Origin of the sequence: Harryflintia acetispora (genome assembly GCA_004340125.1) — a bacterium.
Lineage (GTDB): Bacteria > Bacillota > Clostridia > Oscillospirales > Ruminococcaceae > Harryflintia > Harryflintia acetispora.
Map to the genome: position 1 here is coordinate 68,381 of SLUK01000009.1, position 25,874 is coordinate 94,254.

At 61.2% G+C, this 25,874-nt stretch carries 21 protein-coding genes and 2 tRNA genes; 15 read left to right on the forward strand and 8 right to left on the reverse strand.

Annotated features, from left to right (window positions below; translation table 11 throughout):
• Positions 1-226: 226 nt before the first annotated feature.
• A complete protein-coding gene (locus EDD78_RS10425) occupies positions 227-1,909 on the reverse strand; it encodes a MutS-related protein (RefSeq protein ID WP_165873194.1) in 1,683 nt (560 codons plus the stop codon).
• 288 nt (positions 1,910-2,197) lie between these two features.
• On the opposite strand from EDD78_RS10425, the gene EDD78_RS10430 reads away from it, so the two are divergent.
• Together EDD78_RS10430 and EDD78_RS10435 are read left to right on the forward strand one after the other, a co-directional pair.
• Positions 2,198-3,490, forward strand: a complete 1,293-nt coding sequence (locus EDD78_RS10430) for an MFS transporter (RefSeq protein WP_132084890.1) — start codon at positions 2,198-2,200, stop codon at positions 3,488-3,490.
• A gap of 21 nt (positions 3,491-3,511) precedes the next feature.
• On the forward strand, positions 3,512-3,844 hold the full coding sequence (locus tag EDD78_RS10435) for a CGGC domain-containing protein (protein ID WP_079698636.1): 333 nt from the start codon (positions 3,512-3,514) through the stop codon (positions 3,842-3,844).
• Between the two features lie 215 nt (positions 3,845-4,059).
• Here EDD78_RS10435 and EDD78_RS14030 read toward each other — a convergent pair whose 3' ends face one another.
• Positions 4,060-4,458, reverse strand: coding sequence for a hypothetical protein (locus tag EDD78_RS14030; RefSeq protein WP_165873195.1), 399 nt, complete (start codon positions 4,456-4,458; stop codon positions 4,060-4,062).
• 46 nt (positions 4,459-4,504) lie between these two features.
• On the opposite strand from EDD78_RS14030, the gene EDD78_RS10440 reads away from it, so the two are divergent.
• The 9 genes from EDD78_RS10440 (at position 4,505) to EDD78_RS10480 (ending at position 12,389) form a co-directional block, all read left to right on the forward strand.
• Complete coding sequence (locus EDD78_RS10440) at positions 4,505-5,464, forward strand: resuscitation-promoting factor (RefSeq protein ID WP_159448932.1); 960 nt, start codon at positions 4,505-4,507, stop codon at positions 5,462-5,464.
• Between the two features lie 155 nt (positions 5,465-5,619).
• Positions 5,620-5,904, forward strand: a complete 285-nt coding sequence (locus tag EDD78_RS10445; RefSeq protein ID WP_159448933.1) for a DUF2508 family protein — start codon at positions 5,620-5,622, stop codon at positions 5,902-5,904.
• Between the two features lie 31 nt (positions 5,905-5,935).
• A complete protein-coding gene (locus EDD78_RS10450; protein ID WP_165873196.1) occupies positions 5,936-6,196 on the forward strand; it encodes a pro-sigmaK processing inhibitor BofA family protein in 261 nt (86 codons plus the stop codon).
• Positions 6,197-6,342: 146 nt separating this feature from the next.
• Positions 6,343-6,419: transfer RNA gene (locus EDD78_RS10455), tRNA-Met, on the forward strand.
• A 63-nt stretch (positions 6,420-6,482) separates the two neighbouring features.
• A tRNA-Glu gene (locus tag EDD78_RS10460) sits at positions 6,483-6,557 on the forward strand.
• Between the two features lie 512 nt (positions 6,558-7,069).
• Entirely contained in the window at positions 7,070-9,388 is a 2,319-nt protein-coding gene (locus EDD78_RS10465; RefSeq protein WP_132084892.1) for an anaerobic ribonucleoside triphosphate reductase, read from the forward strand.
• 70 nt (positions 9,389-9,458) lie between these two features.
• Positions 9,459-9,977: an anaerobic ribonucleoside-triphosphate reductase activating protein gene (nrdG, locus tag EDD78_RS10470; protein ID WP_132084893.1), complete on the forward strand. Its 519-nt coding sequence runs from the start codon at positions 9,459-9,461 to the stop codon at positions 9,975-9,977.
• 458 nt (positions 9,978-10,435) lie between these two features.
• Positions 10,436-11,935 (forward strand): peptide ABC transporter substrate-binding protein, encoded by a 1,500-nt coding sequence (locus EDD78_RS10475; RefSeq protein WP_165873197.1) that lies wholly within the window; start codon positions 10,436-10,438, stop codon positions 11,933-11,935.
• A gap of 13 nt (positions 11,936-11,948) precedes the next feature.
• Positions 11,949-12,389, forward strand: coding sequence for a GNAT family N-acetyltransferase (locus tag EDD78_RS10480; RefSeq protein ID WP_132084895.1), 441 nt, complete (start codon positions 11,949-11,951; stop codon positions 12,387-12,389).
• Positions 12,390-12,446: 57 nt separating this feature from the next.
• On the opposite strand, the gene EDD78_RS10485 is transcribed toward EDD78_RS10480, so the two are convergent.
• Complete coding sequence (locus EDD78_RS10485) at positions 12,447-13,718, reverse strand: hypothetical protein (protein WP_132084896.1); 1,272 nt, start codon at positions 13,716-13,718, stop codon at positions 12,447-12,449.
• Positions 13,719-14,082: 364 nt separating this feature from the next.
• Between EDD78_RS10485 and metG the strand changes: the two genes are divergently transcribed.
• Positions 14,083-16,062 carry a methionine--tRNA ligase gene (metG, locus tag EDD78_RS10490; RefSeq protein ID WP_434059182.1) on the forward strand — a complete coding sequence of 660 codons (1,980 nt, stop codon included), beginning with the start codon at positions 14,083-14,085 and terminating at the stop codon, positions 16,060-16,062.
• Positions 16,063-16,140: 78 nt separating this feature from the next.
• Here metG and EDD78_RS10495 read toward each other — a convergent pair whose 3' ends face one another.
• The 3 genes from EDD78_RS10495 to EDD78_RS10505 form a co-directional block, all read right to left on the reverse strand.
• Positions 16,141-17,307 (reverse strand): mandelate racemase/muconate lactonizing enzyme family protein, encoded by a 1,167-nt coding sequence (locus EDD78_RS10495; RefSeq protein ID WP_132084898.1) that lies wholly within the window; start codon positions 17,305-17,307, stop codon positions 16,141-16,143.
• Positions 17,308-17,460: 153 nt separating this feature from the next.
• On the reverse strand, positions 17,461-18,672 hold the full coding sequence (locus tag EDD78_RS10500) for a hypothetical protein (RefSeq protein ID WP_132084899.1): 1,212 nt from the start codon (positions 18,670-18,672) through the stop codon (positions 17,461-17,463).
• A 328-nt stretch (positions 18,673-19,000) separates the two neighbouring features.
• Entirely contained in the window at positions 19,001-20,161 is a 1,161-nt protein-coding gene (locus EDD78_RS10505; RefSeq protein ID WP_159448935.1) for a sensor histidine kinase, read from the reverse strand.
• Positions 20,162-20,402: 241 nt separating this feature from the next.
• Here EDD78_RS10505 and gap point away from each other — a divergent pair, with 241 nt between their 5' ends.
• Positions 20,403-21,416 (forward strand): type I glyceraldehyde-3-phosphate dehydrogenase, encoded by a 1,014-nt coding sequence (gap, locus tag EDD78_RS10510; RefSeq protein WP_132084900.1) that lies wholly within the window; start codon positions 20,403-20,405, stop codon positions 21,414-21,416.
• Positions 21,417-21,707: 291 nt separating this feature from the next.
• Positions 21,708-23,069, forward strand: coding sequence for a hypothetical protein (locus EDD78_RS10515; RefSeq protein ID WP_132084901.1), 1,362 nt, complete (start codon positions 21,708-21,710; stop codon positions 23,067-23,069).
• 84 nt (positions 23,070-23,153) lie between these two features.
• Here EDD78_RS10515 and nagA read toward each other — a convergent pair whose 3' ends face one another.
• Together nagA and EDD78_RS10525 are read right to left on the reverse strand one after the other, a co-directional pair.
• Complete coding sequence (gene nagA / locus EDD78_RS10520; protein ID WP_132084902.1) at positions 23,154-24,275, reverse strand: N-acetylglucosamine-6-phosphate deacetylase; 1,122 nt, start codon at positions 24,273-24,275, stop codon at positions 23,154-23,156.
• 53 nt (positions 24,276-24,328) lie between these two features.
• Positions 24,329-24,808 carry a TspO/MBR family protein gene (locus EDD78_RS10525; protein WP_159448936.1) on the reverse strand — a complete coding sequence of 160 codons (480 nt, stop codon included), beginning with the start codon at positions 24,806-24,808 and terminating at the stop codon, positions 24,329-24,331.
• Positions 24,809-25,063: 255 nt separating this feature from the next.
• Here EDD78_RS10525 and proB point away from each other — a divergent pair, with 255 nt between their 5' ends.
• Positions 25,064-25,873, forward strand: a complete 810-nt coding sequence (proB, locus tag EDD78_RS10530) for a glutamate 5-kinase (protein ID WP_079698657.1) — start codon at positions 25,064-25,066, stop codon at positions 25,871-25,873.
• Position 25,874 lies beyond the last annotated feature (1 nt).

Here is a 25,874-nt window from a genome sequence, read left to right on the forward strand (position 1 = left end):
AAGAGATAATCATTCAAAGGAACCACTCGCCAGAGTGGTTCTTTTTTTGCGACGGGTTGCTTTTTGCCATCCCCGAGCGTAAGCGAGCGGGGGCACCGATGTTTGCGAAGCAAATGTCGGCCCGTCGCGCGCCCCAGTTCTCCAAGAGATAGTATTACAAAAAGCACCGCTCGCCAGAGCGGTGCTTTTTTCTTTCCCCGGGATGTATACATTGGGCGGCAAAAGACTATGCGCGCCCGGTGAGCTGCTCGAAGGTGACGCCGTACTTCCGGGCGATGTCCTGCGCATAGCTGCGCCCCTCGGGAGGCGCCACATGTACCTTGTAGGAGCGGCTGCCGCTCTGGTCCCCCATCATCAGACTGGCCGCCTGGCTGTCGCTCTCCACCGTGCCGTTAAGCTCGTCGACCTGCTGGGCCAGCTTGTGCATATGGGTGTTGTAGATGGTGCGGGCCCCCAGGAGCTTTAAGGATTTCACCACGTCGTAGGCGATGTAGAACCCCTCCTCGAAGGAGGTGGAGGAGAAGGACTCGTTGAGCAGGATGAGGCTGTGCGCGCCCGCCTGCGTATACAGCTCCCGGAAGCGCTTGGCCTCCTCGCCCAGGCGCCCGAGGTCCATCGTCTTGTTCTCGTCCGCCGGGAAGTGGGTGAAGATGTTGTCGGCGGGGGAGAAGCGAAAGCTCTGCGCCGGAACGAAGATCCCGTTTTGCGCCAGCAGGAAGGCGATCCCCACCGCCTGGGTGAGGGTGGTCTTCCCGCCCCGGTTGGCCCCGGTCAGGATATACAGCCGGTGCTGCGCGCAAAAGTCGAGATCGTTCGGCACGATCGAGGCGGGGCCCTCCCCCTCGCTGGCCCCCTTGATGAGCTTGAGGTTATAGAGCCCCTCGGCCTGCATGTCCCGCGCGCCCTCGCCGCTGACCTGCGGGCGGCAGAAGGCGAAGCCCTGCGAGCGGCATTTCCGGATGTACGCGGCAAAGCGCACGTAGAACATGAACTGGGGGATCAGCGAGGTGATGACATAGCTGCTGATCTCCACATGCTCGGAGAGCATGCGCTTGAGCTTTTTGGTGGTCCCCGCGAGCATGTGGCTGACGACCCGGTCCAGCACGTTCATCAAATCCCCCGATTCGGGGTCCTCGGGCAGGGTGGGGATCAGGGGCTTCAAAACCTTCTTGCGGTTTAATTTGTTCTCGTCCTTCACCGCGCGGATGGCGGCCCCCGGCTTCACCTCCAGCGAATCCTGGATGTCGTCCTCCCGGCCCAGGAAGTCGCAGAAGTTGGAGATGATCCCCGTTTTTTGAAAGCTGCGGCTGTTGACCGAGATGATCCCTACCCCGTTGGGCTCGTACCGCTCGTTGAGGTTGACCCCCAGCGTGACGCTGCGGATCCGCTCGGTATCCTGCTTGAGCGCGGCGATGTCCTTCTTGAGATGCGCAAAGCCGCTGTCCTCGTAGATCTCCCGCACATAGTCCCGCAGCAGGCAGAGTCCCTCGGAGCGCAGCTCCTCCCCGCAAAGGCAGTCATAGAGCTCCTCGATGCAGACGATATAGTCCCCGATCTCGTTGAGCCGGTGGATCAGCTCCCACAGGCTGGAGGCCTCCTCGTTTTCCTTGAGGAAGCTGCCGTAGCTGCGCAGAAAGTCGATCTTGTCCAGGAGCTCCTGCACCCGCTCGCAGAGCCCCGGGAAGCGGTAGACGTCCTCGAAGATGGCGCAGCGGTATTCGACCGCGCGCGGGTCGGGCGTCAGGTTGCCGGTCAGTAGGCTCTTGATGAGCGCGCGCTCTGCCGGCTTGTCGCTCACCTCGGCGCAGATAAAATCCACCGAAAGGTCGCTCTGTGCCTCCGGCGGCAGCTTGTGGTGGACGCCCTCGGCCCCGGGCGGGTCGATCAGGCTCAGTTTCTTCATCGGCATGGATACCCTACCTCCCATTTTCGATGTTGGCCGCGCGGCAGCGGCGGCTTGCTGTCACCATTATACCACCGCACGCGCGCCCTGTCATCTGCCGGGAGCGGCCCGGCGGAAAGGCGAAAAATTTTTATCCCGCTGGAAAAAGTGATAGGCGCAGAGGAGAATATGTGCTATATTGATATAAAAAGATTAGATACCTTTGGAGGGGCGTATGCTCATCGCCATCGCCGCGCTCGGGACGGCGGGTCCCGCCAGCGATGGAACAATTCTATTAGGTAAAGGGTGGTCAACATGAAGGCAATTTCCGCTCTGCTGCGCCGGAACCGGTTTCTCGACGAGCTGCTGAGCATCGAAGGTAACGCGAAGTACTGTATCCTGACCCTTCCGTTCCAGATGATCGTCTATTCCCTTTACACCCCCTTCGCCTCCCTCTATATGAAGGAGCTGGGGCTTTCGGACTCGCAGATCGGCACGGTGGTCACCGTGGGGCTGATCTCCCAGATGGCCAGCTCCTTCATCGGCGGAATGGTCACCGACAAGATCGGGCGGCGAAAAAGCAACCTGCTCTTCGACGCGGTGGCCTACGTCACCTCGGCCCTGTTGATGGCGGTGGCCCACAACTTCTGGTACTTCGTCATCGCCCAGGGGTTTTACGGGCTGTTCCAGGCCTCGAACAACGCCTGGAACGGGCTGATCGGCGAGGACTGCGAGCCGGACAAGATTTCGCTGGTCTTCAGCGGACTTCAGGTCATCCAGCTGCTGACCACCTTCCTGGCGCCGATCGCCATCTTCTTCATCGACCGCTACGACCTGGTGCCCACCATGCGGGTCATCTACGGGATCGCCACCGTGACCATCAGCATGAAGATCCTGCTGCTCTACCACTTCGACCATGAAACCGAGATGGGCAAACGCCGTATGGCGGAGACGCGCGACATCCCGCTTTACAAGATGTTCGCCGGCTACCGCGGGGTGCTGGGGATCATCTTTAAGACCCCCGCGACCTTCCTGCTGCTGGCGATCGTGATCATCGCCAACGTGATCACAGTGGTCTGCAACAACTTCTTTTCCCTTTACATCTCCAATACCCTCGGCGTGTCCGACGCCGTTGTGGGCTATGTGCCGCTGGTGCGCGCGGCCATCCTGCTGCTCTTCATGTTCGGCGTGCAGCACTGGATCAACTCCCTGCCCTATAAGCCGGTGATGATCATCGGGCTGCTCATCTACATCGTGGGCTTCGTCAGCCTGATCCTGGCGCGCGAGAGCCTCATTGGCCTTTACATCTATATCCCGCTCGAGGCGGTGGCCTACGCCTTCGTCATGCCGCGCAAGGATGCGCTGCTCACCCTCTTTGTGGATAAGCACGACCGCTCGAAGGTGTTCGGCATGCTCTATGTCATCGTGTTGGGCGTTTCGGCGCCCTTCGGGTCGATCATCGGGGCGCTCAGCGACTCCAACCAGGTTTACCCGCTGATCCTGGTCATCCTGCTGTGCGTGCTGGGCTGCCTGCTGGTGCTCTTCGGGCGCAGCGACCTGCGCCAGGGAGAGACGGAGGAGGCCCCGGCTGCCGCCGGGGAGCTGTAACGAAAAAAGGAGGGTAGGACCATGAAACTGGGAATTATTCGGTGCCTGCAAACAGAGGACTACTGCCCGGGTACAACGGACTTTCGCGCAATCAAAGAAAAGACCGGGGCCTTTCAAGGCGTATCGGAGGAGATAGAAATCATCGGGTTCATCGGCTGCGGCGGCTGCCCGGGGAAGAAAGCCGTGCTGCGGGCGCGGGAGCTTGTCAAAAGGGGAGCCGATACGGTCGCTTTTGCGAGCTGCGTCCAGAAGGGGACCCCGATCGGCTACCCCTGCCCGTTCGCCAAAAAGATGAAGGAATTGATCGCAAAAGATTTGGGGGAAGGCATTAGGCTTTTGGACTATACGCATTGACGGGTTCGTTTTTTGTGTAGAAAATTGCATATATATAGGTAAGGGCCCGGCCCCTGCCGCCCATTGGGTGGCAGGGGCCGGGCCGCTTTGTACGTAAAGGGCGGATACTGTACAAGCCGCGCTCGTCCGCGAAGAACTGGAAATCGACTGGGACTGGAAAAAATCGAGGCGGTTCAGGCTGACTTAAATGGCTTTGTGATCAGCTTTTGGCGAAATCATAAGGTGCGGGTCGAAAAGGAAGAAAATGTTAAAATATTCCAAATTGTGAAATTCGTGAAAACTTCATGATTTTTTTTGCCACATACAGAAAGCCTTTGGTGATCTCTCTGGAATTTGGGCCGGTTTTGGACAAAGTGTCCCTCAAAATGCCGTTTTCGGACAAGTACCGGAAGTTTGACAAAAATTTGCGGGTTGAATATAATGGCAACTGCCTTGGTAAAAATAGTTAGTGTGGCGGGCTCCCAAATCCAAAAGCGGGAGAACCTGCCGGACAGATTATTCACAACAAGAGCGAAAGCAAGCGCGGTGAAAGCCCGCGCGCGCCCAACGAGGCTGCTTTCAAAAAAGGAGCGGTTTATGGTTAGCATATTACGAAAAGCACTGAGCGCCTGCAAGGCCCTGCGCTCCCGTGCTTTTGCAGTAGGTGCGCTGGCGGTAGTAATGGCATTTACAATCTATGAAATATCTGATTTGACGCACGCGGTGTACATCCGCGACGGCGAGAGCGTCACGCTCGCCTACACCATGAGCGACGACGTTGAGGACCTTCTGCAAAAGGAAGGGATCGAAGTCTCGGGGAGCGACGTCGTCGAGTTTTCCGGTTTCACCTCGAGCACGGCCGAGGTCGAGATCAAGCGGGCCTTCCCGGTCAAGCTGACGGCCGACGGGGAGACCAGGACCCTGCAGGTGGCCGACAAGACGGTGGCCGACCTGCTGCAGAGCGAGGGGATCACCCTCGACGGCAGCGACAAGGTAAACCTGCCGATGAAGCGCGCGCTGTGCGAGGACGACCATGTCGTCGTGCAGCGGGTGGACTTTACCACCCGGGTCGAGGAGCGGGAAATCCCCTTCGAGACCGTTGCGACCAAAACCTCCCTGCTGCGCCCCGGGCAGACCAAGGTGCTGACCCCTGGGCAGGACGGCAAGGAGGTCACCACCTACTCCCAGAAGCTCTGCGACGGCCAGCTGCAAAGCGAGGAGGAGGTCTCCACCCGCGTGGTGGCCGAGCCCGTCGCGCAGGAGGTGCTTGTCGGCGCCGCGGCGGCGGTCTCGCCGCTGGACTTCGGCTATGAGATGGATGAAAGCGGCGCGCCGGTCGGCTATACCCGGCTGCTCACCGAGCAGAAGGCCACCGGCTACAGCGCGCGCCCCGGCACCAAGACGGCCAGCGGGCGGTACGCCGTGGCGGGCCACGTCGCGGTGAACACCGAGGTAATCCCCTACGGCACCAAGCTGTACATCGCCTCGCCCGACAATTCCTTCGTCTATGGCTACGCCATCGCGGCGGACACCGGCACCGGGCTGATCGACGGCAGCATCGATCTCGACCTGTTCTATGACAGCTACACCGAAAGCTGTCTCAACGGGGTGCGGTACGTCAACGTCTATGTGCTGGATTAGCTGGACTAGGCAGAAAACAAAGGCTCTCCCGGCGGGCGTCAGCCCGGGAGAGCCTTCTCTTTCTATGAGACTTCCATTTTATCCCATATTTGCATAAGGCGGAATAAAATGCCAAAACTGCAAATAGAATGGATAACGAAAGGACGGGTTGTTGTTTGAGATTCGTTTCTTTAAACGCCAAGGGCGAGGGGACGCCAAAGGACGCGGCAGGCAGGCTCAGAGTGGTGCGCAGCCCCATCCTGGAGGACATCGACGAGGTGCTGCGGCAGCTGCGCGAGAGCAGCGCGCGCTTCGACCTGGTCTGCGACGACGATCTGCTCGAGTCGATCATCTACGAGCAGAACGCGCTGATGGCGCGGTACCGCTACCTGATCAAGCTGGCCAAGCAGGACGGGCTCACGGTGCCACGGGAGCGGCTGCCCGACTGCGTGACCCTTTGAAAGACGAAAAATGACAACGGGGAGGCAAAACATGCTGGACACCATTTATCTTGGGGGATTCTTACTGGTCTCGGCAATCGTTATGCTCACCGCGCTGATCCGCCAGCGGATCCTGGTGCGGGGGCTGCTGCTCAGCGCGGTCAGCGGGTTGGGCTCGCTGGGGGTGGTGAGCCTCCTGTCGGGCACCTTTTCGCTGGGGGTGACCTTCAACCTCTTTTCGGCAATCACGTCGGTGCTCTATGGGGTGCCGGGGGTGATCGGGATCCTGGTGCTGCATATGATCACAGGGTAAACGGGGCCGCGGCAGGGCCCCGTTTTCGCTCTCTTGACGCTGGGACAAAGCGAAAAAAGATTGGAAAATTTTTTGTAAAAAAGACGTTGACTTAAAGCGCTTTTTCGGGTATAATAATACTCGTTCTGAAAAACGGACAAACATATGGCGGTATAGCTCAGTTGGCTAGAGCATTCGGTTCATACCCGAAGTGTCGGTGGTTCAAGTCCACTTACCGCTACCATGCGAATAAAACCGTGTCAAACGGTTTTTTTCATATATGCCTGCCGACATGGCGGGACAGCCTGGCCCGTTGGTCAAGAGGTTAAGACACCGCCCTTTCACGGCGGTATCGCGGGTTCGATTCCCGCACGGGTCACCAAAAATAAAAAGCCATCCTCGGATGGCTTTTTTATTTTTGCCCGTACGGGAATCGAACAGGCAGCAAGGCGCGTTTGGGCTGCCTGTGGCAGCCAGGTTCTGCCGCGGGTAGATTCCCACACGGATTCGGGAGAAGGGAGCCGCCGGGCGGCGCTCCCCTTGGGCTGCGCGGGAGGCCGGGAGGGCGGGGCGCTGGAAGGGCTATGACGGACACCCCCAAGATATGGTGGTTGGGATAAATTTTTTTGCGGTTGACCGCTATCGGTGGAAGCTGCCCCGCGGCGTGATACCATGCCGTTTTGGGACGAATCCCGTCCGGGAGCAGACATAAAATGGGAGGGGCTTTATACCAGCCGTATAGCCGCTATCCACAATATATTGTGGTTATATAAAAATTTAATATCAAAATGTATGGTTTGTCCGTTGACAAAGTAGGTGCCGGGAGGTAGAATATCATTTGGAGAATTTTAGACGGGGAAACCGGCTTTACTAAGACAAAGGGGAATTGCGGCAATGATTACGACGATTGTGAAACGCGACGGCAGAACGGTGCTCTTTGACATCCAGAAGATCGCGCAGGCCATCTTCAAGGCGGCGCAGGCGCTGGGCGGGCAGGACTTTGACACGGCGCTGGAGCTCGCAAAAGAGGTGGTGCGCCGCCTCGAGGAGGAGGGGGCGACCACGCCGAGCGTGGAGCATATCCAGGATACGGTGGAGGAGGTGCTCGTGGACAGCGGCCATGCGCGCACCGCCAAGGAGTTCATTATCTACCGGGCCCAGCGCTCGCGGGTGCGGGAGATGAACACCAAGCTGATGAAAATCTATGAGGACATCACCTTCAAGGATGCCAAGGACAACGACATCAAGCGGGAGAATGCCAACATCGATGGGGACACCGCGATGGGCTCTATGCTCAAATACGGCAGCGAGGGCGCCAAGCAGTTCTATCAGATGTTCATCATCAACCCAAAGTTTTCCCAAGCGCACGCGGACGGGGACATCCATATCCACGACATGGACTTCTATACCCTGACTACCACCTGTACCCAGATCGACCTGGACAAGCTCTTTACCGGGGGCTTTTGCACCGGGCACGGCTTCCTGCGCGAGCCGGGGGAGATCCGCACCTACGCGGCCTTGGCATGCATCGCCATCCAGTCGAACCAGAACGACCAGCACGGCGGGCAGAGCGTGCCCAACTTCGATTACGCCATGGCCAAGGGGGTGGCGAAGACCTACCGCAAGCAGTATATCCAGAACCTCGGCAAGGCGCTGGAAATCCTGGTCGACTGTGAGGAGCCGCATAAAAAGGCCAAGGAGCTGATCCGGGCCATCGAGGAGGAGAGCGGCAAGAGCCCGCTGCTGGAAAACGGCAACGGCTTCGGCAAGCTGCTGCTCGCAAAGCTCGCGGAGCTTTGCGACGAGCGCATGGCCGGCAAGGTGCTGCGCTTTACCGAGAAGGAGGCCAAGGCCGAGACCGAGGATGCGACCTATCAGGCGATGGAGGCGCTGGTGCACAACCTCAACACCATGCATTCCCGCGCCGGGGCGCAGATCCCCTTCTCGTCCTTAAACTACGGCATGGACACCTCGCCCGAGGGGCGGCTGGTGATCCGTTCCATCCTGATGGCGACCGATGCGGGGCTGGGCAACGGCGAGACCGCCATCTTCCCGATCCACATCTTCAAGGTCAAGGAAGGGGTCAACTACAACCCCGGCGAGCCGAACTACGACCTCTTTAAGCTCGCCTGTAAGGTTTCGGCCAAACGGTTGTTCCCGAACTTTTCCTTCCTCGACGCGCCCTTCAACCTGCAGTACTACCGCCCCGGCCATCCCGAGACCGAGATCGCCTACATGGGCTGCCGCACGAGGGTGATCGGCAACAACTACGACCCGTCGCGCGAGATCGTGAACGGGCGGGGGAACCTGAGCTTCACCTCGGTCAACCTGCCGCGGCTGGCCATCAAGGCGGGGGGCAACGTGGACCTCTTCTTCGAGATGCTCGAGGACAAGATCCAGCTCATCGCCGAACAGCTGATGGAGCGCTACAAAATCCAGGCGGGCAAGAAGGTCAAAAACTACCCCTTCCTGATGGGGCAGGGCGTCTGGCTGGATTCGGACAAGCTGGGCCCCGAGGACACGGTGGGTGAGGTGCTCAAGCACGGCACGCTGACGCTGGGCTTCATCGGGCTGGCCGAATGCCTCAAGGCGCTGGTGGGCAAGCACCACGGCGAGAGCCCCGAGGCGCAGAACCTGGGGCTGGATATCGTGGGCTACATGCGCAAGCGTATGGACGACTACACCCGGGAGACCGGCTTCAACTACACCCTGATCGCCACTCCGGCGGAGGGACTCTCCGGACGGTTTGTGAAGCTCGACCGGGAGCGCTACGGCGTGATCGAAGGGGTGACCGACCGGGAATACTACACAAATTCCTTCCATGTTCCGGTCTATTACGGAATTTCGGCGTTTGACAAGATTAAGATCGAAGCACCCTACCATGCGATGACCAACGCCGGGCACATCTCCTACGTCGAGCTCGACGGCGACCCGCTGCAGAACCTCGACGCCTTCGAGGCGATCGTGCGCTGCATGAAGGAGAGCGGCGTGGGCTACGGGTCGATCAACCATCCGGTGGACCGGGACCCGGTCTGCGGGTACACCGGGATCATCGGGGACGAGTGCCCCCACTGCCACCGCGCCGAGGAGGAGGGCCCGCACTTTGAGCGGATCCGCCGGATCACCGGATACCTCGTCGGGACGGTGGAACGCTTCAACAACGCCAAGCGCGCCGAGGAACACGACCGGGTCAAGCACAGCGTGGCCCTGTAAAAAATGATTGAGGGCGGTCCGGGTTCCCGCATGGGCGCCGGGCCGCCCCGTTTTATTCGGAGGAAGAGGGATGGAGGAAAAGAAGATCATGGTCGCGGGGCTGGTGCCCGAGTCGATCGTGGATGGGCTGGGGCTGCGCTTCACCGTTTTCGTGCAGGGGTGCCCCCATCACTGCGAGGGATGTCACAATCCGCAGACCCACCCCTTCGAGGGGGGGGAGGCGCTGAGCGCCGGGGAAATCTTCACCCACATGGAAAAGAACCCGCTTATTTCGGGAGTGACCCTGTCGGGCGGCGAGCCCTTCTGCCAGGCCGAGGCGCTGCTCCCCTTGGCGAAGCTGGTCAAGGGGAAGGGGCTGCACCTTTGCTCCTACAGCGGGTACACCTTTGAGGAGTTGGTGGAGATGGGGAAGAGCCGGCCGCCGGTGAAAGAGCTCCTGGAGCTCTGCGACGTGCTGATCGACGGACGGTTTATCCTGGCCGAGCGCACCCTCGAAAAGCGCTTTGCCGGCAGCCGCAACCAGCGGGTGCTGGATGTGCGCCGCTCGCTGGAGGAGGGGAAGCCGGTGCCGCAGGAAGAGTGGCAGTAAGGCGGATAAATAGGATTCCCAAGGGGCCAAGGCGCCGACGGCGCCATGCCCTTTGGGCGGGTGCGGGCAGAGCCCGCGACTTTTCCGGATTGCTGATACTCGCCGTGACGAAATCTTTCCAAGGATCAGGAAGGGAGCAAAAAGCTCCCAGTGGGAGGTTTTTGCGAGGGGAAACCCTATCAAGGGGTTTCCCCTCGGCCGCAGGGTTTGCCCGGCTGCGGGCTGGGGCGCCGTTGTACGGGCGAACCCCAGCCTGCGGCCGGCGGAAAGGTGGAGCTCGCTGCCCCCACAAACTACCATGCCGGTCCGACCCGATTTAACAATCGGTTCATTGCTTTCGACAAGCCGCATGCTATAATAAGGGCATGAAGAAGTATCTGCAAAGAATCCTGTCTTTATTTCTGATATTCTCGTTAATCTTGCCTCTGGCCGCCTGCAGCGACGGCACAGGGGCCGCCTTGCGTTATGATATTTCCACGGTGATCACCAACCTGGACCCGCAGTACGCCGACGGGGAGGACGCCAAGATGGTCATCCGCAACGTCTTCGAGGGGCTGTTTTGCTACGATGAGGAGGGCAAAGCCGTACCCGCCGCCGCCGAGAGCTATGGGATTTCGGCCGACGGGCTGGTCTACACCTTCCAGCTGCGCGAGGGGATGCACTGGTCGGACGAGGCGCAGACCCCCATCACTGCGAACGATTTTGAATTCGCTCTCAAGCGCCTCTATAACCGGGATTATCAAAGCCCGTTTGCCGACGATTTCCTCTGCCTGAAAAATGCGCAGGCGATCCTCGGCGGCAGCATGCCGCCCTCCGCGCTGGGGGTGAAGGCGACGGGGACCTACACCTTGGAAATCACGCTGGAATACCCCGCCCCCCAGCTGCCCGAGCTGCTCTGCTCGACGGCCGCCATGCCCTGCAACGAGGTGTTTTTCACCGAGACCAAGGGCCGCTACGGCCTGTCGGCGGACATGCTGCTGTATAACGGGCCCTTCTATGTGCGGCTCTGGGAGCCGGAGGAATACATCCAGCTGCGCAAGAGCGATGATTACCGCGCGCCGCAGGAGACTTATCCCGCGCGGGTGACGCTCAGCGTCACAGACGGGCAGGAGCATTTGCGGCGCTTCCAAAGCGGGAAGACCGATGCGGCGGTGCTCAGCTATGACGAGCTGCAGCAGCTGAGGACGCAGCAGATAAACTATGAGCAGTTCGAGGATATCGTCTGGGTGATGGTCTTCAACCAACGGGTGCCGTTTTTAGAAAACCGCAACGCCCGCAAGGCCCTTGCGGGGGCGGTAAACCATGCCGCCTTTGCGCCGCTGCTGGGCAATGACCTGATTGATTCGGCCACCTTCCTGCCCCCATCGCTGACGATCTACTCGGAGAGCTACCGCAAGCTGGCCGGCTTTACGCGGGAGGGCAGCTACCGGCCCAAGGAGGCCAAAGAGAGCTGGGCCAGGGCGCTACAGGAGGCCGGGGAGCCGCCGGTGCTCACCCTGCTGACTGCCGAGGGCTCCTCCCACCCGATGACCGCCGGGGCGGTGCAAAAGAGCTGGCGGGACGATTTGGCGCTGGTGGTCAACATGGAGCAGCACCCGCTCGATGAGCTGAGCGCCCTGGTGCAGGACGGGCAGTACCAGATCGCCATCCTGCCCATGCGCCCGGCCTCCTCCCGGCCCGAGGAGATGCTCGCGGACTTCCGCTCCAGCTCGGGGCGCAACCTGGCGGGGTACCAAAGCAAAACTTACGACGCGCTGCTCGAGAGGGCCGAAAAGGCCCGCGGCAAGGAGGAACTGCTCGCCGCCTGCAAGGAGGCCGAGGAGCTGCTTTATCAGGATGCGGTGTTGGTGCCGCTTTATTATCAGACCAGCTACTATGTGACCCCCAAAAAGGTGAGCGGCATCTATTTCTCGCCCTTCGCCGGGGAGATCAGCTTTCAGAAGGCGGTCAAGAAATGAGAGGGTGGATAACATGGAGATCAGGAAAATGACGGCGGACGACTACGACGGAGTCTACCGGCTGTGGCTGGACACGCCGGGAATGGGACTCAACAACCTCGACGATTCGCGCGAGGGGATCGAGCGGTACCTGCGGCGCAATCCCGGGACCTGCTTCGTCGCGCAGAAGGAGGGACGGATCGTCGGCGCGATCATGAGCGGGCACGACGGGCGCCGGGGCTACATCTACCACACGGCGGTCGCCGTCCCCGAGCGCCGGCAGGGGATCGGCAGCGCGCTGCTCGCCGCCGCGTTCGATGCGCTGGAGCGCGAAGGGATCAACAAGGTCGCGCTCGTCGTGTTCGGACGCAACCGGGACGGCAACCGGTTCTGGGAGGCGAACGGGTTCACGTCCCGTGAGGATTTGGTGTACCGCAACAAGAACATCCGGGAGTTTATCCGCAACGATACCTGACAAAGCCGCGCACGGCAGGGGATACTGCCGTGCGCGGCTTTGTGCTTTCAGCCCGGTTCAGTGGGTCTGGAACACCTTGAGGGTGGGGTGGGAGGCCCCGGGCAGGAGCTCCCAGGCGCTGCCCTCCTGCCCGATGGAGAGGGCGGGCAGGTTGGAGGCTGTGGCGAAGCCGGAGGCGGCGAGCTGCACACAGCCCGCATCCAGCCCGCCGGCGTTGGACAGGCCGAAGGCGTGAGAGGCGCTGGCGCTCTGCCAGTAGCAGCCCGAAATGGAGGCGGTCCCGCCGCTGTTGGGCTGCACGCCGCCGATGAGCCCGCCGGAAGCGGGGCCGGATACGGTGGAGCCTAAGGAGTAACAGCGCAGGATGCTGCCTGAGTCGATTGCGCCGACCAGCCCTCCAGAAAAGCTGCCCGAGTTGTTTGCGGTGCAGGAGATGGTGTAGCAGTCGCTGACCTTCTGGCCACCGGAATAATAGCCGACCAGTCCGCCGGCGGTGAGGCCGCCGACGGTAATGGACGAGTTTTGAGCATAGCAGCGATCGATGGAGCCTGTGCTGAGGCCGCAAAGGACGCCGCCGTTGTCTCTGGAAGTATAAAAGGAGGAGTCGGTCACACCGAGGTTTTGGATAGTCCCGCTGTTGCGGCCAAACAGCCCGGGATAATTCTGCGTTAGTGAGCAGGTGGCGTGGCTGACGGTGTAACCGCCGCCGTCGTAGGTGCCGGAGAAGAGGGCGGAGGAGATGCCGATCGGCGTCCAGTTGCCGTTGGCGGCGTTGCCGTCGCTGTCGTAGCCGGTAAGGTCGATGTCGTTGATCTGCAAAAAGCAAAGCCCCGCATCCAAGTGGCGGTTCAGATGCTGCAGCTGCGCCGGGGTGCTGACCCGGTAGGGGCTTTGCATGGTGCCATTTCCGGCGTAGAAGGCCCCGGCCGTCCCGGCGGCACAGCCGCAGGTGGGGGCGGTGGTGAAGGTTTTGCTGAGCGTCCCCTCTCGGTCCAGCCCCGCGCGGCCGGGGGCGACATGGGCGGTGACCTTCAGCGTATAGTCCGCCGGACCTGCGGGATCGACGGCGCAGGGGAGATGGACCGTGACCTGCCCGGCGGCGGTGATCGTGACCCGGGCCTGCACCATGGGGGAGCCGGCGGCCGAGGCACCGGGATAAACCTCGAAGGTGTAGTCCTTTGTGCGCGGCGAGCGGGTGAAAGGAATATTGAGCCCGTAGTCGCATTCTTTGCCCGATAGGAGCTCGACGCTCAAGCCCGCCGCGGCGTGGACGCGCGCCGGGCAGGCGAGCAGGATCAGCAGGCAGACGGCAATCATCAGCTTTTTCAAAGGGGACCCCTCCTGATTTGGGGCAGAGAAAAAGACCGTTAGCAAGGACTGCTGGCGGTCTGTACCGGGCGGGAAGGGGGTGGATTTTGTCCGTTTTCCTTGCAAAACCCGCCAGAAAAGGGTATAATTAGGGTAACATTACCAGTTGCTGGTTCGGATTATGAAGGAACTGGAAAAATTGGCGAGAAAAAAGGCCCCAAGCAGTCCTTGCTAGCGGTCTTTTTTGTTTTTTCGCCCTCCCGGCGGGGGATGGAATTTCGCCGCCTTCCGTCAGGGAAAGGTTGTATTATCAGGGCAAAAGTGGTAAAATAACAAAACAGCTGCAAGCAGCCCCCGCATCAAACCGAATTTGGAGGAAAGTAAAATGAGCAAGACATTCTACATCACCACGCCGATCTATTATCCGTCCGGGCAGCCGCATATCGGGCACGGCTACTGCACCGTCGCGGCGGACGCTATGGCGAGGTATAAGCGAATGCAGGGGTTTGATGTCATGTTCCTTACCGGCACCGACGAGCACGGCCAGAAGATCGAGGACAAGGCCAAGGAGGCCGGGGTCACCCCCAAGGAGTATGTCGACAGGATCGTCGCCAATTTCAAAAAGCTCTGGGAGTGCTTTGAAATCTCCAACGACCGCTTCATCCGCACCACCGACGACTACCACGTCGAAGCGGTGCAAAAAATATTTCGGCGCCTCTACGAGCAGGGGGACATCTACAAGGGCGAGTACGTCGGCAAGTATTGCACCCCCTGCGAGGCGTTCTGGACCGAGAGCCAGCTCGTCGACGGCAAGTGCCCCGACTGCGGGCGCGAGGTCGCCGAGGCGCACGAGGAGGCCTATTTCTTCCGCCTGTCCGCCTATGCCGAGCGGCTGGTGAAATACTACGAGGAGCACCCCGATTTCATGGAGCCGCAAGCCCGCTTTAACGAGATGGTCAATAATTTCATCAAGCCCGGGCTCGAGGATTTGTGCGTCTCGCGCACCACCTTCAAGTGGGGCATCCCGGTGACCTTCGACGAAAAACATGTGGTCTACGTCTGGGTGGATGCGCTCTCCAACTACATCACGGCGCTCGGGTACGAAAACGAAAAATACGATGATTTTGACAAGTACTGGCCTGCCGACGTGCACCTGGTGGGCAAGGAGATCATGCGCTTCCACGCGATCATCTGGCCGGCCATCCTGATGGCGCTGGGCCTGCCGCTGCCCAAGAAGGTTTACGGCCACGGGTGGCTGCTGATGGACGGGGGCAAGATGAGCAAGAGCAAGGGGAACGTGGTCGACCCGTTCCTGCTCTGCGAGCGGTACTCCACCGATGCGATCCGCTACTTCCTGCTGCGGGAGATCCCCTTCGGCTCGGACGGCGTCTTCTCCAACGAGGCGCTCATCGGGCGGATCAACTCCGACCTTGCCAACGACCTTGGCAACCTGGTGTCCCGCACCGTGTCGATGGCGGGGAAATATTTCGGCGGCACCCTGCCCGCCGAGCGGGAAGCGGACGCGCTGGACGACGAGCTGACCGCCCTGGCGCAGGGGCTTTGCGCGCGGGTCGAGGCGGCCTATGACGGGATGCAGTTCCCGGTCGCGCTGACAGAAATCTTTAAGCTGGTCAGCCGCTGCAACAAGTATATCGACGAGACCATGCCCTGGAGCCTGGGCAAGGACGAAGGGAAGCGCGCGCGGCTGGCGAGCGTGCTGTATAACCTGCTGGAGTGCATTCGGATCACCGCGATCCTGATCACCCCCTGTATGCCCGCCACAGGCCCCCGGATCCTTTGCCAGATCGGGGCCGGGGAGGAAATCTCCTCCTGGGAGAGCGCCGGGAAGTTCGGGCTGCTGCCGCCGGATGTGACGACCAGCAAGGGCGAGGCGCTCTTCCCGCGGATCGATGCCAAGAAGGAGCTCGAGGAGCTCGACGCGCTGGTGGAGGCCCAGAAGACGGCGGCCAAGGCGGCGCTGGAAGCGCCCAAGGCAGAGGCCAAGCCCGAGGAGAAGGAAGCGAAGGCCGAAGTCCCCGGGATCATCACCATCGACGACTTTATGAAGGTCGAGCTGCGGGTGGCCGAGGTGACTGCCTGCGAGCCGGTGCCCAAGGCCGACAAGCTGCTGCGTCTGGAGCTCGACGACGGGCAGGGCGGCCGGCAGGTGGTGTCGGGGATCCACCCGTGGTACGAGCCGCAGGACCTCATCGGCAAAAAGGTGGTCGTGGTGGCCAACCTAAAGCCCGCCAAGCTGCGTGGGGTGGAGTCGAACGGCATGATCCTCGCCGCTGACGCCGGGGACAGTGACGTGCGGGTGGTTTTTATCGACCACGACGTGCCCAACGGGTCGAGAATCCGCTAAATGAAAAAAGCGCAGCGCGCATAAAAAGCATAAAAGCCCTCCTGCCGGCATGCCGGCAGGAGGGCTTTTCGCGGCGGGTCATCCGATGGTGACCACCTCGCCGTCCCGAAAGGCGGCATCGGAAATTTCGTTGCCGATCCCCGGGAGGTCGGGCACGGTGTATTGGCCGTCCACCGGCTGGTAGTCGAAAACGGCCAGCGCGCGCATCCTGGGGCCGATGGTGTTCACGTTGTACTCGTGGATGACGAAGTTCGGGATGGCGCATTCCAGCTGCAGGGAGGCCGCCGTCAGCAGGGGGCTGCCGCAGACGTGGAACTGCACGCCGGCCTCGTAGATATAGGCCAGGTCGCAGATTTTCTTCGCCTCGGTGATCCCGCCGCAGGTGCCGATGTCCGGCTGCGCGATCTGCAGCGCGTCCTGACGAAAGCACTTATTGTACTGCCAGCGCGAATAGATCCGCTCGCCGCTGGCGATGGGCAACCCGGTCTCCCGGTGCACATAGCGCAGCAGCTCGGCGTGGGGCGTGGTGGGCTCTTCAAAGTAGAATATCCCGTACTCCTTGGCCATGTTGCCCATCTGCACGGCGGACTGCGCGTCGGTGTAGCAGTGGTTCTCCAGGATGATGTCCACCCCAGGGCCGACGGCCTCGCGGGTGGCGGCGATGCGCGCGCGCAGCATCTGCATTTGGCGCGGGGCGAGCAGGCCGGTGCGCTCGGCGTCGGTGAAGCGGCCCGCATCCTCTTTGAAGTTAAAGAAATCGATCTTCACCGCGTCGAAACCCTTGTCCACCGCGGCTTTGGCTTCGCGCGCATAGTCCTCCGGCTTCCTGGCCGGCTTGCCGTCCCAGCCGTTTTGCAGCTGGCTGGCATAGGCGCGCAGGCTCTGGCGCTGCCTGCCGCCCAGCAGCTCGTGCACCGGCGCGCCGTAGGCCTTGCCCTTGATGTCCCACAAAGCGATATCCAGGGCGCTGATCCCGCCGAAAACGACCGGTCCGCCGTTTCGTCCCCAGAAGCAGTCCCGGTAGAGCTTCTGCCAGACGGCCTCGTGCTCGAGCGGGTTCAGGCCAATCAGCCGCCGGGCGAGGTCCTGCAGCATCCCTACGGCGGCGCGCTGCGCGCCGCCGTAGGAGAGGGCCGCCTCGCCGTCGCCGTAGATCCCGCTGTCGGTATACACGCGGCAGAGCGGCGGGGTCCAGCCGAGCTCGACCGGTTTTGCGAGGAGCAGATCAATTTTTGTGATTTTCATGGGAGCACCACCCTTTCCGTTCTTCTGTAGAAATCATAATTCGCCCGCTCTCAAAACGCAATATACTATGAAATGAATGAGCGGATCATTGTTTTCATAGCAATCGAAAACAAGGGGCCGCATAGCAGCGCTATGCGGCCCCTTGCGGGATGGTTAACCGATACTGCCGACCTGGGAGTTGCCGAAGCTGCCGCCGCTGTTGGGGGTGTAATTCCCGTAACCATAGAGATAGACGGCGTGGCTGGGGCTCGTCCAGCGGCAGTTTTGCAGGACGATGGACCCTTCCGCGTATCCGGAAATCCCTCCGGTGTAGGCGGCGGTGTTGGCTGCGGACGAGGCGCATTCGACGAAGGAGGAATCCTTGCTGTAACCGGTGATGCCCCCGGCGGTGCCGTAGGTATGCAGCTGCTTCACCGTGCCGCCGATGACCTTGCACCGCAGGGCGCTGCCGGAAAAGACATTGGATACCAGACCGCCCACTTTATACCATTCCCCGCTTGCCTGTACCGTCGGGTTGGTGACGGTGCAATCCTGGAGGACGGCGCCGCCGCTCAGCTGGGCGACGAGGGAGCCGGCATGGGCGGACGATACGGCGACATAGGGGGAAACTAAGGCGGCGTTTTTGACGATGCAGCCGCTTCCCGAGACACTGGCAAACATCCCCGCGGCATCACTGGAGAGGGAGGCGTCGGTGATCCGAAGGCCGCTGATGGAACAACCATTCCCGTCGAAAACGCCGCCAAAGGACGAAATGGGCGTCCATGTCCCGCCAAGCGCGATGTCCTGTACCTGCTTAAGGCTACTGGCATTGTGCTGCTCGATGTGTGCGAGCTGGGCGGGGGAGGCAATCAAAAACGGGTTGCCCGGGGAGCCGTCCCCGAAAAAGTAGCCGCCCTGCGCGCTGGAATCACACCCGCAGACATAGCCGGTGGTGTATTCCCTGGTGATCCGCCCGGCGGTATGGAAGCCGCTTTGCGCCGCGGGCACGTTGGCCGTTGCGGTGATGACAAAGGTTTCGGGCCCGGCCAGGCTAAAGTCCGCCTGCAAAAAGACGGCGGAGGTGCCGCCGCTTGTCTCGACGGAATCGAGGATGGTGCCGCTGCCCTTCCTTTGCAGGGTAAAGGTATAGGAGCCGGCATGCCCGCTCCCGGTAAAGCGCACCGTCAGCCCGCGCACCGGCAGCGCGGCGGCCACACGCGCCTGCGCTTTTGGGGAGGCCTGCACCCTCGGCAGGGTTTCCTCGTCGAGCAGCGCGGTCTCCACCTCGATGGAGGAGCCGACAGTCTCCCCGGCGGCCCCCGCCACGGACACCGTTCCCAGGACCAGGGTGAGAGAAAGAAGAATCGAACCAAGTTTTTTCCACATAAAAATGCCCCCAATTTGTTTGGTGGCACAAACCATACACCCGGGCCCGCCATGACGGGCCCGGCCCACCGGCCGCTGCGCCCGGCAAGGCGCAAGACAACAAAGCCCATCCATCTTACCGGGTAACATGGATGGGCAAAGCCTGCCGTATACTACGGCACAGCCGGCATATGCAATTTTGCCCCCAATTTTGAAGGCGGAGCCACCGATCCCCCCATCGGACACCGCCCTATCCCCAAGCGCCGCCGGGCCTTACCCCTAAAATCCGGCAGCGTCTACCAGAATTATACAGGATTCACCGCCGCATTGCAAGAGGAGCCGGGCAAAATCAGGGCTCGGGGGTGCGGCAGACGTCGGCGAGCAGGATGTGCACCGGCGAGAAACGGTCACAAATATAGTCGGCGCTGTTCGGCGCGCGCAGCACGCCCTCGCCCGAAAAGCCCTCCTGCTTCTGGCGCAGGGGGAGGGTGAGCACCACCTTGGTGCCGCTGCCCTCCACCGAGTCGATCATCAAGGTCCCGCCGTGGGCGGCCATCGAGAGCTTGGCCACCGTCAGCCCCAAGCCTCCGCCCGCGGCCTCGTAGCCGGTCGGATCGTGGCTGAAGAAGGGGTCGCAGATATAAGGATAGATTTCCGGCTCGATCCCGAGCCCACGGTCCGTCACGGTGATCCGAGCGCTGCCGGAAACCTCCTCGAGCGCGAGGGTGATTTCGTTGTCCGAGCGGGTATAGCGCAGCGAATTCGAGAGCACGTTGAGCAGGGCGTTTTGCAGCTTTTCCTGGTCGCACTGGCAGAGCAGCGGCCTCTCGGGCAGCGAGACGTGCAGCGGGATTCCCAGGTCCTGCGCCAGCATTTGGACGGCATCCCCGAGCTGGCGCAGCAGCTCGCGCAGGTCGACCGTGACCGGCTCGAAGGGGTTGATGGCGCTGGTAAAGCGGGTATATTCGGTGAGATTCACGCAGTGGCGCAGAATCTTATAGCTGTTCTGGTTGATGTGCAGCAGATGCTCGCGCAGCGAGCGCTCCTTTTTGAGCTCCTCCATCCGGGACATGGCCGAGAGGGAGGCGAAGATGGAGGAGAGCGGCCCGCGCAGCTGGTTGGAGAAGGTGGACACCACCCGGTTGGCACCCAGCGGGTCGAGCGCGGTGCCCTGCGCGTTGGCCGGGCTGAGGTGGACGAGCGCAAATCGGGTTCCCCCGAATGTGCAAAACGGCACGAAGAAGAGCTCGGTGGTGCCCAGCGGCAGCCGCCCGGTGCTGACCGTCACGCTGCGGTCTGCGCAAAGCTCCTCGCCCACCCGATGGCGGTCCTCCGCCGAGAGCATGGACGAAAGCCCGTCCGGAACCTTGAAGCTGCCGTAGAGCGCGAGCGCGCGTTTGTTCGTCCAGACTATACGCAGTTCTTCGTCCACCACCGCGGTCGGTTGGCTGGAGTCGTCATACAGATCAATAACCGTCCGCGCATGCGGGCAGTCCTCCCATATTCCCATATTTTCATTTCCCCAAACAGTGTTGATTTTTGCTTTTCTCTCTATTTGTTTATGTATTCCGGAACCCATTATACATGATGTGCGCCGGGCTTGCAATCTTTTCGCTTGCATGCGGCCGGGACGGCGCTGCGCAGATATTACAAAATTTTAAAAAAGAGGTTAAAAGTTTGTCAATCGGCTTGTAGTTTTCACAAATATGGTATAGAATAGAATCAGCTTAAAATATGGGAGGTAGATTCCAATGGCAATTAAAATTGGTATTAATGGTTTCGGCCGTATCGGACGTCTTGTTTTCCGCGCGGCAATGGCGCAGCCTGATGTGTATGAGGTCGTGGGTGTCAACGATCCGTTCATCGCGCTGGACTACATGGTCTATATGACCAAGTATGACTCCATCCATGGCCGTTTCGACGGCACCGCCGAGATCAAGGGCGACAAGCTCTGCGTCAACGGCAAGGAGATCTGCGTTTTTGACAAGATGAACCCTGAGGAGATTCCGTGGGGCGAGTGCGGCGCTGAGTACGTCGTGGAGTCCACCGGCGTGTTCACCACCGTCGACAAGGCTTCCGCCCACCTGAAGGCCGGCGCGAAGAAGGTTGTCATCTCTGCCCCCAGCAAGGATGCCCCGATGTTCGTCATGGGCGTCAACAATGATAAATACGACAAGAGCATGGACGTGGTTTCCAATGCGTCCTGCACCACCAACTGCCTGGCGCCTCTGGCCAAGGTCATCAACGACAACTTCGGTATCGTCGACGGCCTGATGACCACCGTTCATTCCACCACCGCCACCCAGAAGACCGTTGACGGCCCTTCCAAGAAGGACTGGAGAGGCGGCCGCGCCGCTGCGGGCAACATCATCCCGTCCTCCACCGGCGCTGCGAAGGCGGTCGGCAAGGTCATCCCCGAGCTCAACGGCAAGCTGACCGGTATGGCGTTCCGCGTTCCGACCCTGGACGTTTCGGTTGTTGACCTGACCGTCAACCTCGCGAAGCCCGCTTCCTACGATGAGATTTGCGCCGCGGTCAAGAAGGCTTCTGAGAACGAGATGAAGGGCATCCTCGCTTACACCGAGGATATGGTCGTCTCTTCCGACTTCATCACCGACCCGCACACCTCCATCTTCGATGCGAAGGCCGGTATCGCCCTGACCGACAAGTTCGTCAAGCTGGTTTCCTGGTACGACAACGAGTGGGGCTATTCCAACAAGGTCCTGATGCTCATCGAGCACATGAACAAGGTCGACCACAAGTAAGAACCATTGATACCCAAATAGAACGAAAAAAGCCGCGGCATTGCCGCGGCTTTTTTTGTGCGCGACCGCTTAAAAAAAGAAGACCGATAGTATAGGTAGCTATGGGCCTTCTTTGCGTTTTTCTTCCTATCTGATAGCCGGGTTTTGCCCAGCAATTGGAAATCTTCACCTAATTATATCCTGTTTTTCCGGGAAATGCAAGCAAATCTACCGTTTTTTGCCTCCATCCCCCACGCCGGACGATAGGTTGATACCTATACTATCGGTCATTTTTGAAACGGAGGGAATGGCATGATCAAGCGGTTTGTTTGCGTAGCCCAGGCGGCCGCGCTGCTGGCCTTGACGGGGGTGCCGGCGCTCGCGCAGGGGGAGACGCTGGGCCTTTCGCTGCGCAGCGCGACCAGCACACGCGCCGGCTCGGACGGAAGCCTGCCGCAGCGCGGCTTCGAAATCACCTTCACCGGCTCCGCCCGCGCCAAGGATTATACCTTTACGCTCAAGGAGAAGGACAGCGGCGCTGCGCTCGGCACTGTGGACGCTGCAAAGGGAGACAGCGGCGTCTTCCTGCCCGCCGACTATGACATCGCCGCGCCCAAAAGCTATTTGCTGGAGGTCACGGCCAACGTCGACCCCCAGCGCGCGGGATTCGAGCGGCCCCATACGGTCAGCCGGGAGTTTGAAGCCCCTTTCAGCTGCGGTTGTCCGTCCGGGACGGCGGGCGGCTTCCTCTACGGCGACGGGGAAACAGTCCCCTTCGCGGTGGCGAGCCCGCAGCAGCTGCAGCATGTGAACGCGCATCTGGACAAGAAGTTCGTGCAGATGGCGGACCTGGATCTCGGCGGCTACGCCAACTGGACGCCGCTGGGCGGAAACAGTCAGGACAGCTTCACCGGAACCTATGATGGGAACGGCTACACCGTGAGCGGGCTCACCTGCACGGGGAGGGACCGGTCCGGCCTGTTCGGGGCCATCGAGGGGGCCACGGTGCAAAACCTCGGGGTGGTCGGCGCAAACCTGTCGACACCCCGGGGAATGGCCGGTGCGATTGCGGCGGGGTGCTACGACTCGGCGCTGCGGCGCTGCTTCGCACTCGGCGGGCAGTTCGTTGCGACCGTCCAGACGGCTGAAAATCCCCAGTCTTCGGCGGGCGGCCTTGTGTCTCAGCCAATGAACTCGACAGTGGAGGACTGCTATGCAGCCGGGATCACCTTGCAGGCCTGTTACGCCGGCGGGCTGGCCGGTTCCTTCTCCAGCCATGCCGGGCCGGATTACTCGACTGTGCGCCGGTGCTACGCCATCCCCTATTCGGTCAAGGCCTACGGGACCAACTACGCGGGCACCATCAACGGGAGCATGAACGATCTCTGCGTAATCGACGGAATCGGCTACCAGAACATTACCGACCCGTCGCTGCCGGCACTCTCCTATATCCGGACGGTTAGCGGTATAACGAACAGTAACAGTTCTGCGATATCAGGCATTTACGAGGTGGCGGCGGGACAGCAGGATACTTTTAGCTTTCTCAGCCCCGGCGGCGCTGCCAGCGCCTGGGAGTGGGGGAGCGCCGACATTACGGGCCTTGGCACGGTGGCGGTGCCGGTGCTGAAGGTCTTTTCCGGGCACCCTTATACCCTATCCGGTGTGAACGCCTGAGGGCCGGGGGAAGCGTCCCGTCCGGAAAGCTGAAAAGGGGAGGCCAGCGTCAAAGACGCTGGCCTCCCAATTGTTTCATGGTATTTAGGCGAGCCGCTCGCCCGCGGTATAGACGGCCTTGATGTCATAATCCCGGTCCACCACCACCAGGTCGGCGACGGCTCCCGGGGCGATCACGCCGACCCTGTCCTGCATCCCGATCATCCGGGCGGGGGAATGGGTGGCGGCGCGGATTGCGTCCTCCTCGCGCACCCCGAAGCGGATGGCCCGGCGCATGCACTCGAACTGGTTGGTGGCGCTGCCCGCGATCGAGCCGCTGGCGATGGTGGCCAGCCCGTCCTTAACGGTGACCGCCTGGCCGCCCAGCTCGTACATGCCGTTGGGCATGCCGCAGGCCTCCATGCTGTCCGAGATCAGCGCGATCCGCCCCGGCCCGAGCACCTTAAAGGTGATCCGCACCACGGCGGGGTCCAGATGGATCCCGTCCGAGATCATCTCGGCGTCGATGTCGCTGTCAAAGACGGCGCCCACCACGCCAGGGGAGCGGTGGGTGAAGGGAGTCATGGCGTTGTAGAGGTGGGTGGCGTGGCGCGCGCCCAGCGAGACGGCGTGCATGGCGGTGTCATAGCCGGCGGCGGTGTGGGCCAAAGAGATGCGCACCTCATCCTTCAGCGCCTTGATGAATTCTTCGGCCCCGGGCAGCTCGGGCGCGATGTCGCACAGCAGGATATGGTTCCCCGAAGCCTCCTGCAGCCGCCGGAAGAGGCCGGCGTCCGGATCGATCAGGTTCGCCTCGTTTTGCGCGCCCTTCTTTTCCTTGGAGAAGAAGGGGCCCTCCATGTTGATCCCCAGCACCTTTGCGCCCTTGCGGGGGGCGGCGATGAAGGCGCGCAGCTCGTGCATGATGGAATCGAGGGTGTCCGCCGGCAGGGACATGGTGGTCGCGAGCAGGGAGGTCACCCCGTTTTCGGCGTAGTAGCGGGCCATCTTGTAGTAATTGTCCTCGCCCCCGCGCGACCAGTCGCACCCGACGCAGCCGTGGGAATGAATGTCCAAAAGCCCCGGGATCACCCGCAGCCCGCCAAGGTCCTCGCCCGTTCCGGGGAGGGAGGGGGCGACGGACTTGATTTCGCCGTCCTCCATCAGGATGTCGGCCTTATGAAAGGTAAAATCGGTATGATATACTTCCGCGTTTTTTAACAGCATGAGAGTTTCTCCTTTTGCTCTTTTCCTTAGTGTACATCATGGCGGCGAAATAATCAACGGTTCAGCCGCGCCACCCCATAGCACAGATAGAGCGCATAGACCAGCCAGACGAGGTAGGGCAGGTAGAGCCAGGCGCTGCGCTCGCAGATGCGGCGCATGCGGGTGACGGTGAGCACCCCCAGCGCGATCATGGCCACGATCATAAAGAAGGAGAGGGTGTACTGCCCGAGCCTAAAAAAGGCGCCCGGCCACAGGGCGCTGAGCAGAAGCCCCGAAAAATAGAGCACCAGGGTGCTGCGCCGCAGGTAGTAGTCGGTCTGCGGGGTGATCAGCAGATGGTACAGCGCGAGGGCCATCAGCACATAGAGGATGGTCCAGACGATGGGAAAGACCGCCGCCGGCGGAGCCAGGGCGGGCAGGTTCATGGCATGGTAGGCGCTTGACATATCGCCGCCGAGCAATGTGCCGAGCAGCGAGGCGGCGGCCGACGCGGCCAGGGAAAGCAGAAGTTCACGCAGTTTGATGACGCCCACAGGGCAGACCCCCTCAAAAATAGCTTTGCTGGTTACCTTCTAAATATATGAACCCAACGCCCCGATTATATGCGCGCGCCGGCGCGAAAGAGGAAGAAATGCAGGAAATCGGAAAAAAGGGGATGAAACGCAAAGCGGTGTATGCTATAATAGCCGCATGACGGCCATTACAGCATTTTTATGGCAGAGGCCATTTTTCGCCCGGGCCGCGGCCGGTCCGCGCGCGGGCGCGAGCTTAAGGGGAGTTTGAGTGAAATGGAAATCAAAGCGGCAAACCGGATCGTGGTCAAGGTCGGAACCTCGACGCTCACCCATCCGAGCGGGCTGATCAACATCCGCCGGATCGAGCAGTTCGTCAAGGTGCTGGCCGACCTCAAAAATATGGGCAAGGAGATCGTCCTGGTCACCTCGGGCGCCATCGGCGTCGGGGTGGGCAAGCTCGGGCTCAAGGAGCGCCCGTCGGATACCCGCTCCAAGCAGGCGGCCGCCGCCATCGGCCAGTGCGAGCTGATGTACATCTACGACCGGCAATTTTCCGAATACAACCACGTCATCTCCCAGGTGCTGCTCACCCGGGACGTGGTGGAGGACGAGCGGCGGTGTGCGCTCTGCCGCAACACCTTCTCCCGCCTGCTGGAGTATGGGGTGATCCCGGTGGTCAACGAGAACGACACGGTGGCGGTCGAGGAGATCGAATTCGGAGACAACGACACCCTTTCGGCAGTGGTGGCCACCCTGTGCGACGCCGACTTGCTCATCATCCTTTCGGACATCGACGGGCTCTATACCGACAACCCGCGCACCAACCCCGACGCCACCCTGATCCGGGCGGTGACCGAGATCGACGATTACATCCTCTCGATCGCCCACGGCGCGGGCAGCGCGCGGGGGACCGGCGGGATGATCACCAAGATTCATGCCGCCGAGGTCGCCGGGGAAGCCGGGATCGACACGGTGGTGATGTCGGGCACCGACCCGGCGCTGATCTACCGGCTGCTCGAAGGGGAGTCGGTCGGAACACGCTTTTACAGCAGGCAGGCAAAACCGGAAAATGTGACGGCCTAGA